The organism is Leptolyngbya sp. CCY15150, from assembly GCF_016888135.1.
Lineage (GTDB): Bacteria > Cyanobacteriota > Cyanobacteriia > RECH01 > RECH01 > RECH01.
In genome coordinates this window covers 1-15,936 of sequence record NZ_JACSWB010000077.1, presented here as the reverse complement: position 1 = coordinate 15,936, position 15,936 = coordinate 1, and the positions used below count along the sequence as shown (strand labels likewise).

The following is a 15,936-nucleotide window of genomic DNA, read 5'->3' as shown; positions in this document are numbered from 1 at the left end:
ATAAGAGTCGGGAATTGTATGATCGCCTATCGTGATCATGACTGGAATGAAAACATGTAAGGGAATGAACCATGCCACTCATTAAAATCCCCAAGCAGTATCTGGTTGAGCAAAATGATGAATTCATTATGGTGGATGTGCCCGCTGAGGTGGTGTCGCTATGGCAGCGGGATTATGCAAAGGTTGCCAGGGCGAAGGGACTGCTGAAGGAAAAGCGATCTGCAATGCTGGCCCATCTCAATGCTATCCGCCAGGAGTGGGAGCGGTGAAGTATCTGTACGATACCAATATCTTTATTTACTATCTGGCTGAGGAGCCAGCCGTCTTGCCGTTTTTCTCCGAGTTATTTCTCAGCCAACATGAGGTTATCATTTCGACTATTGTGCGGATTGAGCTGCTGAGTTTCCCCGAACTATCCAGCGAAGAAGAAGAGATTATTGCCGATCTACTGATGCAGTTTGAACGGATTCCTTTACTATCCGAAATTGAAAACCGCACCATTCAGCTACGGCGACAGCACCGCCTCAAGTTGCCCGATGCACTAATCGCTGCGACAGCACTGCATTGTTCTGCTTGTGTGGCAACTAGAAATGTAGATGATTTCAAGCGCGTTCCTGAGTTGCCCCTTTGTAATCCTTTTGATGTGACGGAGGCGAGTAATGGTGCATAGTGAGAGTCTGAAACCAATGTGGACTCTCGTGAGGTTTGGCGATGTGGTCAGACTTAGTAAAGCTCGCTGTTCTGATCCAGAGGTGGAGGGCATTGAGCGCTATGTTGGCCTGGAGCACATTGATTCTGATGACCTTCGCATCCGGCGTTGGGGATTGGTAGCAGAGGGGACGACATTTACTACGCTTTTTAAGCTAGGGCAGGTGCTGTTTGGCAAGCGACGAGCCTATCTCCGTAAGTTTGGTATCGCTATTTTTATTCAATAAATGCTCCAGAAGAGTAGAACGATTGGTGTATGTTTACACTAGCCAATGAATTAATGATGCACCAACTCTCAACCTAATCAAAACGTTTTGATTAGGTTGAGAGCAGGGCTTCAACCCTCTTCAGCATACTGTTCTAGCTCGTTGAGTAGCTTGCAGGACTTATGCAAGAACCATTGAGTTCGCCGGTTGCTTGAGTTGCGCCATCAAGTAGTTGGACAGCAGGCCATGCTTGATTTGATAAATCCTTTGCCCCCGCTGATAAGCAAGTGTCTTCAACCGTGCCCAGACGAGTAGCGCACAAGCAATGTGATTGTGCTGAATCCTCGCTTTGCGGTACTGACAAAGGCTCATTCCCTAAGGATAACGCTTGCCTTGCGTAAGTCTCGGATGATTTGCTGCGTCACCTAACTGACAATGCAACGATCGGGATGATTCTTTGCAAATCTAAGCGACCAATAAAAGCAGAGTACGCTCTATGGAATGCGAAGAGGGAATGAAAGATTGTACGGATCGCGCTAAGATTTTTTTTCAATCGCTTCAATCAGTTCCTGAACACGCTGAATGGCTTTGGTCAGTTCTTTTTTCTTGCTGGTAGGAATAGCGTCAAAGTCAATTTTCTTGGCCTTGTTACCAATTGACCGGAAAACTTTTAAGGGTTCCCATTCTTGCTGATGTGCTGGACGAGGTTGCATTTCGGCTTTAGTCGCTTCACGAACAGCTTGCTTCACCTCAGCAACTGACATCTGCATTGCCTTTTCAATCAGTGCTGCTCTGATCTTTGGATCCTCAACTTTGTTAATTTCAAGCGCACTCACGGGAGAAATACCGTGCTGGATTGCCTGCTTGAGATCATCAGATAATTGCAGTAAGGGTAAACGACTGGCGGCAAAACTTTTAATCGTAATAGCGAACTGATTCCGTTCCCAGGTTTCTTGAATGCAATTAACCTTTGTGGTATCGACCTTTGCGGTGTCCCGTGCAATTTGTCGAATGAGTGTTGGAATTTCATCTGGCTCAACCGTCCCCATCTGTGACGAGAGTGCTTCCGACAAAATGTCAAGGATGGCAAGCGTATCATCTAGCGCATTCAGCGGACGGTTTGCACCATTGAGTTGATAGGAAAATTCAGCGATCGCCAGCGGGTTATCGACATCTTCTACAGACAGCAACACCTTGGTGTAACCCAAACGTTTGAGCGCCTCTCCAGTTGTGTGTCCCCCTAGATACTCATAGTCATACTCTTTATCCTTGATAGCGATAACAGGCAAGCTACCGGTAAAGCCATGTTCCCGAATACTCGCCATGAGCTGCTGAATATGCTCTTCTTCGGTATGGGATCGGTACTGCTTTCGTCCTCTGCGAATGCGATTTAGATCGCCCTCAACCAGTTTCTGGTGATCTAGTGGCGATGTTTCATGATGAGTCTCTGGTTCACTTGGCTTAGCTGCTTGGGTCACGCTATTCCAAGAACCAATATTTTTAAACTTGCTCACGCCATCCCCTCCAGAATTTCCTTAGCGATCGCGACACAATCATTCCATGCAATCCCTGCATTACTATCCTTTCTGCCTGAATCTGTTCGAGCATCCCGAACCAGAACACCTTGGGCTGATGCTTTGGTGTAAGCAGAGAAGGCACGCATGAAACCATCCAGTACTGGTTGATCGTGGGCTTTCAAAAATTCACGGGCGTCTTGTTCGTCTTTGGTGCGAGTATCCACAATCGTTAGGCAAAGCGTAAAGGGAACATCTCCACTCAGTACAGATAAGCGCTTCATAAATTGAGGTAGAGTATCGAGACTCAAAGCTTGAGCTGTTGTGGGTACAAGTAGAAGATCTGTGTCTTCCAATAAATCTTTAAGGTCTTCATCACTAGGTCTGGCTTGGGTATCTACGATGATGTGATCAGCCTGATTTCCCTTCTGAAACCATTTGGAGGCGTGTTTTTCACCCACAACGGTGAAAGGTAGCTTGCTGGCGTCTAATCTCTCCGACCAGCTTAATACGGAGCGATTCGCATCTCCATCAACCAGCAAAACCTTGGCGTTGTCTAACTCTGCAATAGCGGCGGCTAGATGAAAAGATAGCGTAGATTTGCCTACGCCGCCCTTGTCTGATGCCGTAGTTATGATCATAGAAGCGTCGATCAAAGTACATGTTTACTGTAGCAGTGCTTCTCGTTTCTTTCACATAAAATTTGACGCAAAATCGATAAAACGTTTTATCGGTTTTAGTAAAGACAGTTTTCAGCGCTAAAAATCAGGCAGATTAGTGGCTTATTGGCTGACAAAACTCCTGCAATCCTGATTCTCGCGTAGGTTGGGTTAGCGTCAGCGTAACCCAGAAGAATCTATGCTGGCTATGGGTTTCACGTTGCTCAACCCAGCCTAAGCAAAAAGATTTGTCAGTCAACCAGGATTAGTGGTTTGAGCCGATCACGTTTGAGGTAATGTCGCGTTGTCCCCTTTCTCTGGCGGCATCAGCAGTAAGCGATCCGCCTCCTTGAGTCGTCGGCGAGTTTGTTCTTCTATATCGAGATTGGGTCGGCGGCTATGTTCTCTGCGTATCATGCGGTCGCGAATCGTTTCCCAGAGTCCTTCACATTCCTTTTTGAGGAGGCGATCGCTTTTGGGGATCGGGACTTGTTCATAGTGAATGGGGTACTGATTGAAGGCTGGGTTGATGTAAAGGCATTCACCGACGCCAAACCGCATGACTTCATCGGGTGTCATCAACTTCTTGGTGCGCACCTGCTCTGATGTGGAACGATTACGCCCCCAGTCATCCCCGCGACTGCTGCTGTAGGTGTGAGGTCTAAAGATAATCTCCGTAAATCGATAAAACGTTTTATCGGTTTTAGTAGAAATAGTGTTTAGTGCTAAAACTCAGGCAGAATGATCGTTTGAGACGATAGCATTTGGCGACTATTTTCCCGTTTTATCGCGCGATCGCGACTAGTTTCCCAGAGCCCTTCACATTCTTTTTTGAGGTAGCGATCGCGTTTAGGGATTGGTACTTGTGCATAGTGGATGAGGTACTGCTTGAAGTCCGGACTAATGTAAAGGCCTTCACCGACAAATCGATAAAACGTTTTATCGATCCCAAATCGCATAACTTCATCCGGTGTCATCAACTTCTTGGTGCGCACCTGCTCCGACGTGGAGCAATTATGTCCCCAGTCATCTCTGAGATTGTAGAAGTGAGGTCTAAAGATGATCTCCGTAAATCGATAAAACGTTTTATCGATTTTGCACCCATTGAATGTCTATAAACCGATAAAACGTTTTATCGGTTTTAGCAAAGATAGTTTTCAGCGCTAAAACTCAGGCAGATTAATGGTTTGAGCAGATCGCTTTTGAGGTGGTGGTGCGTCTTCCCCTTCCTCTGGCGGCATTGGGAGCAGGCGATCGGCCTCCTTAAGTCGGATGCGAATTTGGTCTTCCATATCGAGATTGGGTCGGCGGCTATGTTCTCTGCGTATCATGCGGTCGCGAATGGTTTCCCAGAGTCCTTCACAGTCCTTTTTGAGGCGGCGATCGCGTTTAGGGATCGGGACTTGTTCATAGTGAATGGGGTATTGATTGAAGGCTGGATTGATGTAAAGGCATTCACCGACGCCAAACCGCATGACTTCATCGGGCGTCATCAACTTCTTGGTGCGCACCTGCTCTGACGTGGAACGATTACGTCCCCAGTCATCGCCGCGACTGCGGCTGTAGGAGTGAGTTCTGAAGGTGACCTCCGTTTCACCTAGCTCATCACTGTAGCGCTGAGCGGTTTGCACATCACCGGGATTGAACCAGAAGCGAGTGCTGCAAGCTGAGAGGAGTGCCTTGGCTTGCTCTTGCCCATAGGTTTCAACAATTTGGGGGAACGACTGAAAGCCAAAGATGCCGGTAAAGCCCTTAGAGCGATGTTGGTTGGGCCAATTGGGAGCCTGCGGCATGTAGATGGTGGGAAATTCGTCCGCACTAAAAATGAAGGGAGCCTGTCGCTGCACCGAACAGTTGAGATTGACAACGACATTGATGATGGCTGCTAGTAGGGGATTGATCACATCCTGGCGAAAAATGTCCGATTGAAAGGCCAATAGTTCCTTGCGTTCGAGGATAGCAGAGACATTGGTTGTCCCCAAGAGCGATTGCAATAGGTCAGGAGCCATGAATCGCGTGAGCACATCACTGGCTGTGGCTAGAATTCCAGACGCCGTTTTCTCACTCGAACCAGTACTGATGAACTGAGCAAAATTCACCTGAACAAAATAGGGTAATCGCTCTTGCTGAGCGGCATAGGACAGCCGCTGGACTAAATTGGGCAACTGCACCACACAAAACGCCATGGCCAGATCGGGATATTGGGTAGACTTAGCAAACTGAATCAGGGCTTGGATGAGCCGCTGTCCCGCTGGGCCAAAAAAGGCATCCGCTTTGCCACCGCCACGGGTGAGGTTGCGATGAAACACCTCTGCGAGCACACCGGCCGTGGTGCTGTCGTTCGCGTCCTGCAAAAAATCAAGCGGATTAATGATGCAGCTATAGGGACGCCCCGGCGCAAACACTTGGACATTGTACTGATGGCGAGCTGCTAGCGTCGCCAAGTAGCTGATTTGTCCACCCTTCCCATAGGCATCCGCCTTGTAGTCATACAGCAAAATGGGATGTCCTTGTTCAATGGCTGACGCCACCATGGGGTCGATGACCGAAAAGGTTTTCCCAGATCCGGCCTTGCCAATCACTACGGCACTACGATTCGCATCGGGCACGTAAACCGTGGGCGGTTGCCCCGTCACGGCAGTGGCCAGACCAGCCATCAGACCATTGTGTAGCGCATCTGGCGGTGAGCCACACCAGAGCACCACCTCATCGGCATCACCACGGTTGAGTTGTTGATAGGCTTGACGACTAGCCTTGAGCTTGTCGCCCCGTTGGGCAAAGCGACCCGACGTGAGATGTTGTCTAGACGGAGCCAACAGACTCAAGAGATAGATCACAAGGATCAACCCCAGCAGGAGCATCCCGCGAGGCGAGCCAAGAATGTCCTTGATGACCTGCCACGCCTCGACCCATGGCTCAGTCCATACATTTGCCAACAGCATTACAAGCGTTCCTCAACGTCCGTTTGAATCTCCAATAGCTCCAGGACAGGGATATCGTCATCCGTCTCGCCATTGGCATTAATGCCCAGTTCCCCTAACGACGTCAGCACTGCCAAGTCAATGTGAAGCTGTCGAGCGGCCGTGCGGATGGGCGTGCCATTGCGTGCCAAGGCGATCGCTTCTCGAACCGCCAAAACAATGGGATCACCTGGTGGTGTATAGTCCGCCTCAATGGCAACCGATAGCCCCCGTTCAAGATGGTTGAGCGTGGCATCGCCCGCGTCCGTGCGGATGATATTGGGTTGAGTGGGGTTCTGATGGCTCAACTGAATGTCTCGGACATCAGGTGCGGGCATGATGGCAATGCCGCTGGCGTCATCGGCATCGGGAACTAGATCTGGACTGTGATAGAGATCGAAGAGATAGGTATGGGTCTGTCCACTGAGATCCACCGTCGTCACCACCAAATTGGGAATGGTGGCGGTATACGTACCTTCAACGTGCAGCGGTTGAATCAGCCGCAGAATGATGGTGCGAGCTGCCCCACTGTCAATGGGCGCATTGGTGTTGTAGACCACTTGGGAGACATCGCTGAGCTGCACATAGGTGATCACCTCATCCGTCCCCGAAAAATCAATCACACTGTTGCGACCGAGATAGAGCCAGACCGGGGATGCATACTGTCTTGCTCGTTCCTGCGACACGACACTGGTTGAGGGAATCGCCCGCTGGGTTGAGGGAGTGGGTATCGGCGGCAACGGCTGTGCCTGCGCCTGTGCGCCCGTCATGCCCAACACCAGACTGCTAAGCACCATCCAGGAAAACCACTGTGTCCGCATTATTGAGCTACCTCCAACCATCCATTGACAAAAATGGAGACCTCTTCCCCTTCCGGAATTAGTAAGTAAGGAGAAGATGTCGTTTGCTGTTGTGGGTCAAACCGTTCCGCCACGCGTTCGCTAATGGGAGTGAAAAAGCCTTCAAGTGCGGCGGCCACGACATCATCATCTTGACCACGGGTCACCGTTGTTGAAGTGCTCGTCGTTGTGTCATTGCCTGCCGCTTCTGAAACCGCCGTGCTGACCGTATCCGGTGCATTGACCACAGCGCCGATGTTGCCCAGTGCCGATAGGGTACCCACCAGCAAATCCTCACCCAGGTCGCTGTCATGGCCATCATGGTGAACCTCCGCGACCAGGGGTTGATTGTTCTCCCCACGTACAAGTAGAACTCCCGGCGAGATCGCTTCCTGTCGCACCTGATGGTTGGCATCGCGATAGACAATGGCCACGACCTGCTGCCGGAGAATGTTGGCATCGAGCACCTCAGCAATCTGAGTAATGAGCACCGTCCCGGCATCGAGTGCCACATCGCCATTGATGTCTGTCAACGGTTCAACTAATTCGATAGCAAAGCGCCCCTGGGCCGACGCCTCCCCGCCCGCATAAATTACCGGGACAATCACCTGTCCTTCCGTCGAAGTGCCGATCGCCACCTGCTGACGTGCGTTCGTATTCGTCGTTTCTGCAGACGTTTCACGGGTAGATGGAACAGAACGCTGTTGGATAATGCCCTGTGCGCCTGGCGAAGACGATGCAGTTTGGGTCTCACGACGGGTGATGCCACCTTGGTTGGGCAACGGTACGGGATCATCGCCAACAGTATCGGCAGGAAACGACACGGTGTCCGAATCTGAGTTGTCAGCCGTGTCCGTTGTTTCCTGGGGTACAACCGTTCCCGGTGCATCAATCTCGGGTTCTGGCACCAACGCCACATTAGATCCTGACGTTCCGTCCGCGCTGACCACTTTGGCACAGTTGAAGGAGAAGCGATCGCTGAGGATTTAGGACGGCGGGTTGGCATGGGTCAAATCAGTGATACAGCAGCTATCATGCATTATACGAGTCAACCCCTTGCATCACCGAAACTCAATACACTGCCATACATTGAGTTACCGTAGCACCTCATCGCTATGCGCCTCAGACCTTTGTACAAAGCAACTGATGACACAAAGTATCGATTTGGCTGATGTCCTATCAGCGTCAAAGAAGCGATCGTTGACTAGGTGCTGTTGATACGACTGGAGTCAGAGCAAACCGGATTGAGTCCCAAAACCCAGTTGATGGTAGCCTCAAACATCCACGCCCGCGTACCTATCCTCAGTAGTACACCTCAGCAGCATCCCATCCATTGATACGCCCTACCCACCCAAGATATTTCCCTTGCTATCCGTTCTTCCGATTATTCTTTCCTCAGAATATTGTTTATTGTGTAAACAACAGTAAAGAATCATCAAGAACAGAACACTGGTAGACCCGTCCTCAATCCGACTCATTGATTTGGGCACATTAAAACTATGCGGTCAGATCCATCATCGCTACCGTAATCAAGGATCATTTAAATCATGCTGAATCACAACGCCAAAAAACAAGCCATTCAGAATCTCGAAGCATCTCAGGCATCCTATCAAAATTGGATTACTCAAGTCACCGAAAAAGCAGAAGAACTCTTTCATCAAAGACTAAAAACCGCCGAAACCTGCATTCAGGAATGCGAGGACTACGTTAATATCCTGGCCAACTCCCCCAAAGAATTTGATAAGACCGTCGCCGAATATAAAATTGAATATCGCCAATTCCGTGACCTAAGCCGTCAAATTGAACTTGAAGTCAGACAACAAGAAACCATCCGAGACTCCGCCGTTGGCGCTGGCGTTGCTGCCGGAGCCGGAGTTGCCGCCTTGGGCCCCACCGCCGCGATCGCGATCGCTACCACCTTTGGAACTGCCTCTACCGGAACCGCCATTTCAGCATTATCTGGAGCCGCTGCTGCCAACGCAGCCCTAGCGTGGCTAGGAGGAGGAGCCCTCGCCGCAGGAGGAGCCGGCATGGCCGGTGGACAAGCCCTACTTGCCCTCGCCGGGCCCATCGGTTGGACAATCGGCGGCTTAGCCATAGCCGGTGGAGCCGTCTGGAGCCATAGCCAGAACGAAAAAGTCGCCAAAGAAGCTACCCAAGCTGATATGCAATTGAGAGCAGAAATTCACAAACTGAGATCAGCCTTCAAAGAAGTCGCTGCCTTATCCATTCTGACCCGCCGCCATGCCGATGGTGTGCGATCGTGTCTTTTAAGGCTTTACGAACAAGCCCCTGTCGACTATTCACAATTCTCCCAAGAACAAAAAGAAATGCTAGCCGCCCTCATCAATCACGTTCACTCCCTGTCGTATCTTCTCAAGAAAAAAATTGCATAAGAAGTTGTCATCATGAAAGAAAATCATCACCAGACAACTCAGGTGATTGGTGGATTCGTTACATCCGTCAACCATCAGCGCTGGACAGAACTGCAAGACTCACTCGGACGCCAAGGAAACGCCCTCATTGATGCACTCCAGGAAATAGACAAAGTGCGCGATTTTGTAGGAGTACCCGAACACATCTTAGGGAGTCCATTAACCAAGCATGGTGAAATTGCAGAACAAGTTGAAGTCGGCATTCGCAATGCCCGTGATCTGATTGCGCGGAATTTGCCGACCGCCACCTTCGAGGGTATTGGACGGACAGCACCGGCTGACTACCTAGTTGACGGCGTTGAAGTTCAATCAAAATTTATCAATGGTGCGACCAAGAATCTAGATCATGTGTTGGAACACATGAGTAAATACCAAAACTTTGGACGCGACGGCTCCTATTATCATATCCCCCGCGATCACTATGCGGTGATTGAAAAAGTCCTCAACGGGGAATCAGTTGATGGCTTAGCCCCTCGAACCGTCCGCAAACTTCAAGAGCATATCCAGCTTATTGAGCAAAGAACCGGTCAACCCTTCACAACCGTCGTCAAGCCAGGCGTTTCATCCTATGCCGAAGTTCAGCAAGGCAAAATTCACGAAACGCTGGATCAGCACGAAGATGAGATACGCGATCGCAACGCTGATCAGAAACAAAGCATTGAACTAGAGCATCAAGCGAATCTCCACGAGATGGGTCAAGTTGCGATCAAGGGTGCAGCATTTGGCGCAGTCTTGAAAGTTACATTTAAAGTCATTGAAAAAGTACGAGACGGCAAAAATCCATTCCACGGTGACTTCCAACTAGAAGACTGGCAAGACATCGGCATCTCCGCTGCCCAAGGAGGCGCAATGGGAGGAATTTCCGGTGCTTCCATTTATGCCCTAACCAACTTTGCCAACCTTTCCGCGCCCTTAGCTGGAGCCGTCGTTAGTGCAGGCTACTCAGTTGCAAGCCTCGCCGATCGCTACCGCAAAGGAGAGATCGACCTAGATGAATTTCTATCCCTAGGACAAATTGCTTGCCTCGAATCAGCAATGGTAGCCGTAGGCTCTGCCATTGGACAAGCCGTTATTCCAATCCCTGTACTTGGAGCCGTGCTGGGTACCATAGCCAGCCGCATGGTGATTGATTTTGGTAAGACCTATCTGACAGAGCAAACGGGCAAACTTGAAGCCTGGATTGCAGACTATCAGGAGCAATGGACTCAAAAAATAGAAGCCACCTATCAAGCTGTCTTGCAGAAGATTACAGCAATGCTGGAAGACTTGGGCAACTTGATGGATGCAGCCTTTGATCTAAACCGCAATGCAGCGCTCCGCCTTCAATCCAGTATTGATCTAGCTAGAGCCTTTGCCGTTGCAGAATCCGATATCATCCACAACACAGATGAACTTGACGATTTTATGATGGCTTGACTGCCTCTATTGGCTGTAATTCAGAGCATTTGCCAAAAGCTTGGAAGACCCCAAAGTAATCGACATTTGATATTCGCGATTAGGCTACTTCAATGACTGAACAAGATAAACAGTGGTTCGATGCGTTGACGAAGGATCGCGCTGACAGCTCCAAAATGCTGGAGAAGCCGTCCATGCGTGGTGTCCAGCGCAGTGTTGTGGACAAATATTCCGATCAAGCGCACTTCATCTACGAGCTTCTGCAAAATGCAGATGATGTCAAGGCTACAACTGCCACATTCCGCCTTGGGGCAAGCGGACTTTGTTTCACACATAACGGCTCTGTCCGATTCACCGTTTCCAATCCACAGAACGAAGAAGTGGATACACATAACGGCACTCTGGGGCATATTAACGCCATTACTTCCATCGCCAATTCAAACAAGACGCAGGCTTCCATCGGAAAATTCGGCGTCGGGTTTAAGGCGGTCTTTCAATATACGCAAACACCGCACATTTACGACCCGAAAATTCAGTTCAAGATCGAACGCTTCATCGTGCCACACAGGCTGGATTCCGACCTTGATTGGCGAAAAGCCTCAGAGACGGTGTTCTTCTTTCCGTTTGACCACCAGGAAAAACAGCCCCAAGAGAGTCATGACGAAATTCTTGAGAAACTAAAAGCTCTAGAGTTTCCTGTCCTGTTCCTTTCTAATCTAGAATCTGTGTCCTTTGAAGCAGAGAAAGTCACGGGTAAATACACCAAGGAAGTTACGCGGGAAATTGAGCAAGGAGATATAACGGTTCAGTGGATCACGCTGACATTGGTCGTAAATGGCGAAACGACTTCTCAGAATTTGTTGATGTTCACGCGAAACAGCGAGAGCGGACATCCCTGCTCCATTGGGTATGGCTTGGGAGAGAACGGAAGAATCATGCCTATTGACCGTCCTGCATTCTGTTTTTTTCCTACCAAAGAGGTGACGAATCTAAATTTCCTCCTTCACGCGCCGTTTCTTCTGACAGATAGCCGGGAAGGAATCAAGGCTGGGAAAAAGCATAACCAAGAATTGGTTCAACAGTTGGCGCAACTTGCCGCAGACAGTTTGCCCATACTACGGGATGAAAAGCTGATAGACGATGGCATCCTTAACATCATTCCCTATGACGAAACGAGATTTAGCGCTCTAGACGACAGACGCAGGATTTCATTCGAGCCCTTCTTTACTGCCATCAAGCACAAACTCCAGACCGATACCCTATTGCCAGCCGCTAATGGAGAGTGTTCACCAAAGAGCTGTTCTTATTGGGCATTTTACCCCGGATTGGTTGAACTGTTTTCTGACGAGCATCTGGCGCAATTAACTGGTACACAGAACGCTCACTGGGTTTTTCGGGGGCTTGGCAGGGAGGAAGTCCAGAGATCCAATAAACCGTTAGCGGATTACATTGATGGAGGTACTCGCTGGTCTGGTAAAGAGCCAAATCTGATTGTTTCAAGCCTCGACCCTGAAGTTGTGCTTAAAAAAATCACCGCTGACTTCATCGCCGCACAATCTCAGCAATGGCTACACAAACTTTATGCCTACCTTTCCGAGCGTGCTTCTTACCAGAGGTTCGTGAAGGATAAGCCTATTTTTCTCGACCAAGAGGGCAATGCAGTTCCGGCGTTTGACGATGGTGGGCATCATGTTCTTTTTCTTCCCGATGACGATATTGAAGGCTACATAACTGTCAAAAAAGATCTGTTATCAGACAAAGACACTCGTGAGTTCATCGAGAAATTTGGCATCAAAAAACCAAGCCTCCGCGACGAGATTTACAACAAGATTCTTCCGACATACAGCACCGACGAGGAAATTGATACATCCCCGCACTTTAAGAAGTTTTTCCGCTACTTTAAAGAGTGTAAAAACAATGAGGTGTCAAAATTTATTGATCTGATAAAAGATAAGGAGTTTCTCTTATACGTGACGGTTGGAGATGATAATGTTTATCGCGGTATGGCTGAAGATGTTTATCTACCAACTCAGGATTTAGAGGAGTGGTTTGAAACCAAGCCGGATACCCAGTTTTTACGACTAGATGAATACCATGAAATGGTTGATAAAGAAGACTATGAAATACTTTATGTCTTTTTTGAGAAGCTAGGAGTATCGAGTCTGCCGAAAGTAATTCATGATAACTGGACTCCTACAAAGAAAGAATTGCATGAAGGAAACCTATCGACAGAGGGGCGCAACCACAATCTGGAAGATAAAATTCTAGACGGTTGTGAGGAGATCATTTCTGACATCAACAAGGCTCGTTCGCTCTTGCTCTGGCGAATGCTTCCGAGACTCATTCAGAAATTGAGTGGCCGGCATACATGGTTTTATTACTATAGTAAAGATGAGCTTTTCATATCCACAGAAGAACAGCGGCTGCTATCAGCACAATGGATTCTCAATAAGACAGGCGAACTGGTTTCTGCTGATGCTGTCACAATTCAAACCCTCTCTGACGAATATGACAAAGACAGTGAGAGGGCAAAGGCGCTCATTGAATTTTTAGAAATTCAAGATGAGGCTCACGACACCGCGCATTTAAGCGAGGAGGAAGTACGAAAAATCGAGTTGGCAGATAAAATCGCACAATTAGGGTTATCTGAAGATGAAATCTTAGTTGCGCTTGAGGACGCAAAACGCAAAAAGAGCGTTCAACCCTCAAGAGGTAAGAGCGGTAGAGATAGAATTTTACATGGATCGACTCTGATGCAGGAAATTGAAAACCGTCGCCCATCCGTCAAGCACGTCAAATCGTCGGGTCATCAGGAAAGCGATCCTACACCATCCGCCCAGCCAAATGATGCCAACGAAGACGCGGACGACTACACCCCGAAAACTGTGAACTACGGCAAAAAGCTGGATCGCGCCAAAGATCGTTATGCCAGTGAGCTTGATCGCTTAGAGCACGAACAGGCATTGCATGACAAAGCTAATGCGCTGCCGCGTTACAGCTATGGTTGGTTTCTCGCCCTGCTGGAACTGGAGTGCATGGCAAGCAGCGAAAAGAATGCAGACGGCAAGACTATTTCCATCCGCTTTGGCAAAGTGGAGTCGGATAGTCAATCGTCCAGAAGCATTGTCCTAAAAGAGCCGAGCCGCTTTATTCCGCAATCCATCGAAGAGTTTTCGGGTGTGCGTGTGGATCTCGATTTTGGCAATGGCCGCACAGGAAAGCTTCATATCGAATCATTTACAGCCAGAGAGTTCTCATTGCTCGGCAAACTGGTATCCGCAGATGAATTGAGCGGAATTGATTTGGGCGAGGTATTAGAGGCACGTATCGAAGTCCAGAACCCGTCCTTTCTGTTGCAAGAGTTGCTGGAGCGATTGCGTGAGCTGGGGTTTGACGAAAAATTCGGCATGAAGGAGAGCTTGACACCCGACATCGAGTTTGTATTCGGCCCACCAGGAACGGGCAAGACGACTCACCTTGCAGAGAAGATACTGATACCTATGATGCAGGGAACGGAGCCAACAAGGGTTTTGGTTCTGACGCCGACCAACAAGGCAGCGGATGTGCTGACGACCCGCATCATAGAGAAGATGGGTACAGATACTTCATATCTGAACTGGCTGGTTCGCTTCGGAACTTCAGCAGACGAACGTATCGAGAAAGCTGGCGTGTGGCGAGATCGCTCCTTTGACATCGGCACACTGAGTCATTCCGTAACAGTCACGACTATTGCCCGCTTCGCCTACGATGGGTTTGCGGTCAAGTATGGTAGCAAGAAGCTGTACGAAACGGAGTGGGATGCGATTGTCATTGACGAGGCTTCGATGATTTCGCTTTCCAGTATCATCTATCCGCTGTATCGTCAGAAGCCCGGGAAGTTCATCGTTGCCGGAGACCCTTTCCAGATTGAACCGATTGTCGCAGTTGAGCAATGGAAGGACGAAAACATCTACACGCTGGTCGGCCTCAATAAGGCAGGAGCTTTTGCAAAGCCTGCTACGGAGCCACATAACTACTCCGTGACGAATCTGGAAACGCAATACCGAAGTATCCCAGCCATCGGCGAAATTTTCAGCCGTTTCACCTATGACGGCATCTTGAAGCACCACCGCACGCCTGAAACGCAGCGCCCGCTGAATCTCAACAACATTGATGTTCAACCGATCAACCTCATCAAGTTTCCCGTCAGCAAATACGAAAGCATCTACCGCGCGAAACGGTTGGAGAGCGGAACGCCCTATCAGACCTATTCGGCACTGTTCACTTTCGAGTTTGTTCGGTGGCTTGCAGGACAAATACAGGTCGGCTATGCAGATAAGTTCCGCATAGGGGTCATTGCCCCTTATCGTGCCCAAGCAAACCTATTGAGTAGGCTAAACGACTCATGGGCTTCCAAGCCTAATGGTGTAGAGATTCAGGTTGGCACGATTCATGGTTTCCAAGGTGACGAATGCGACATCATCATTGCTGTTTTTAATCCACCACCATCCATCTCTACAAGCCCTCAGATGTTCCTCAATAAGCAGAATATCCTGAATGTGGCTATCAGTCGAGCGCGGGACTACCTGTTCATCGTGATGCCGGACGATGAAACGGAGGGCGTAAGAAATCTGTACAAAATTGCCAAGCTTGAAGGGCTTGTGAAGAAGCCAGGTGATGCGTTCGTTGAACATGCGTCCAGTACTATTGAGGAAATGATCTGGGGCAATGCAAATTACCTTGAGGAAAACACCTTCTCAACCGGCCATCAAATGGTGAATGTTTATCGCAAGCCAGAGCGTTACTACGAAGTTCGCAGCGACGATTCGGCAATTGATGTTCAGATTCACGAAAAACGATGAAGGAATATCAAAATGTGAAATGTCAACTACCTTGGGCTCTTCCCAGCTTTTGGTGATGCTTAATGCCGCCCCTCTGGGTTTGTTCTACACCGCCATGATGAATCGCTTGGCGAGGAGATCCAAGCCAGCTCGACCATACATTTGGCGTTTCAGCAGGTGAATGCCCTGCTGGAACCTGACCATATAGCCACCACAAGCCATACCAGGCCTAAGGCAACTGATCTGGCTTGCTGCAAACGAGACGCTTGGACGACGATAGCCAGGAGATTTTTGCCGCCCAGCACTAGGCTTAGACAGCGAGGATGGAATCCGCCGCTTCTTGCCCCATTTGTAGAATGTCTTTCGTCATTGTTTGGGAGGCAACATTGGCGATCGCCTG

General features: G+C 49.2%; 13 protein-coding genes. 6 read left to right on the top strand and 7 right to left on the bottom strand.

The window, feature by feature from the left end; translation table 11 throughout:
* The first annotated feature begins 71 nt into the window (after nt 1-71).
* The 3 genes from JUJ53_RS00495 to JUJ53_RS00485 are packed head-to-tail and all read left to right on the top strand — an operon-like array spanning nt 72 to nt 935.
* A complete protein-coding gene (locus JUJ53_RS00495) occupies nt 72-269 on the top strand; it encodes a hypothetical protein (protein ID WP_204150039.1) in 198 nt (65 codons plus the stop codon).
* A complete protein-coding gene (locus tag JUJ53_RS00490; protein WP_204150038.1) occupies nt 266-670 on the top strand; it encodes a type II toxin-antitoxin system VapC family toxin in 405 nt (134 codons plus the stop codon). The genes JUJ53_RS00495 and JUJ53_RS00490 overlap by 4 nt, the downstream gene beginning before the upstream one ends.
* A gap of 43 nt (nt 671-713) precedes the next feature.
* Complete coding sequence (locus tag JUJ53_RS00485; RefSeq protein ID WP_204150037.1) at nt 714-935, top strand: hypothetical protein; 222 nt, start codon at nt 714-716, stop codon at nt 933-935.
* Between the two features lie 515 nt (nt 936-1,450).
* On the opposite strand, the gene JUJ53_RS00475 is transcribed toward JUJ53_RS00485, so the two are convergent.
* From JUJ53_RS00475 to JUJ53_RS00445, 7 genes are all read right to left on the bottom strand, one after another.
* Nucleotides 1,451-2,428 carry a ParB/RepB/Spo0J family partition protein gene (locus JUJ53_RS00475; RefSeq protein WP_204150035.1) on the bottom strand — a complete coding sequence of 326 codons (978 nt, stop codon included), beginning with the start codon at nt 2,426-2,428 and terminating at the stop codon, nt 1,451-1,453.
* Complete coding sequence (locus tag JUJ53_RS00470) at nt 2,425-3,069, bottom strand: ParA family protein (protein WP_204150034.1); 645 nt, start codon at nt 3,067-3,069, stop codon at nt 2,425-2,427. The genes JUJ53_RS00475 and JUJ53_RS00470 overlap by 4 nt, the downstream gene beginning before the upstream one ends.
* Nucleotides 3,070-3,369: 300 nt before the next feature.
* On the bottom strand, nt 3,370-3,666 hold the full coding sequence (locus JUJ53_RS00465) for a hypothetical protein (protein WP_204150033.1): 297 nt from the start codon (nt 3,664-3,666) through the stop codon (nt 3,370-3,372).
* Between the two features lie 146 nt (nt 3,667-3,812).
* Nucleotides 3,813-4,064 carry a hypothetical protein gene (locus tag JUJ53_RS00460; RefSeq protein ID WP_204150032.1) on the bottom strand — a complete coding sequence of 84 codons (252 nt, stop codon included), beginning with the start codon at nt 4,062-4,064 and terminating at the stop codon, nt 3,813-3,815.
* 186 nt (nt 4,065-4,250) lie between these two features.
* Complete coding sequence (locus JUJ53_RS00455; RefSeq protein WP_204150031.1) at nt 4,251-6,029, bottom strand: TraM recognition domain-containing protein; 1,779 nt, start codon at nt 6,027-6,029, stop codon at nt 4,251-4,253.
* Nucleotides 6,029-6,844, bottom strand: a complete 816-nt coding sequence (locus JUJ53_RS00450; protein ID WP_204150030.1) for a hypothetical protein — start codon at nt 6,842-6,844, stop codon at nt 6,029-6,031. Before JUJ53_RS00450 ends, JUJ53_RS00455 begins: the two co-directional genes overlap by 1 nt.
* 23 nt (nt 6,845-6,867) lie before the next feature.
* Nucleotides 6,868-7,803: a hypothetical protein gene (locus JUJ53_RS00445; RefSeq protein ID WP_204150029.1), complete on the bottom strand. Its 936-nt coding sequence runs from the start codon at nt 7,801-7,803 to the stop codon at nt 6,868-6,870.
* Nucleotides 7,804-8,433: 630 nt separating this feature from the next.
* Here JUJ53_RS00445 and JUJ53_RS00440 point away from each other — a divergent pair.
* From JUJ53_RS00440 to JUJ53_RS00430, 3 genes are all read left to right on the top strand, one after another.
* Nucleotides 8,434-9,282 (top strand): hypothetical protein, encoded by an 849-nt coding sequence (locus JUJ53_RS00440; protein WP_204150028.1) that lies wholly within the window; start codon nt 8,434-8,436, stop codon nt 9,280-9,282.
* Between the two features lie 12 nt (nt 9,283-9,294).
* On the top strand, nt 9,295-10,737 hold the full coding sequence (locus JUJ53_RS00435) for a hypothetical protein (RefSeq protein WP_204150027.1): 1,443 nt from the start codon (nt 9,295-9,297) through the stop codon (nt 10,735-10,737).
* A gap of 92 nt (nt 10,738-10,829) precedes the next feature.
* The gene (locus JUJ53_RS00430) at nt 10,830-15,557 is read left to right on the top strand and encodes an ATP-binding protein (protein ID WP_204150026.1); all 4,728 of its coding nucleotides are present in this window, start codon (nt 10,830-10,832) and stop codon (nt 15,555-15,557) included.
* The last annotated feature ends 379 nt before the right edge of the window (nt 15,558-15,936 follow it).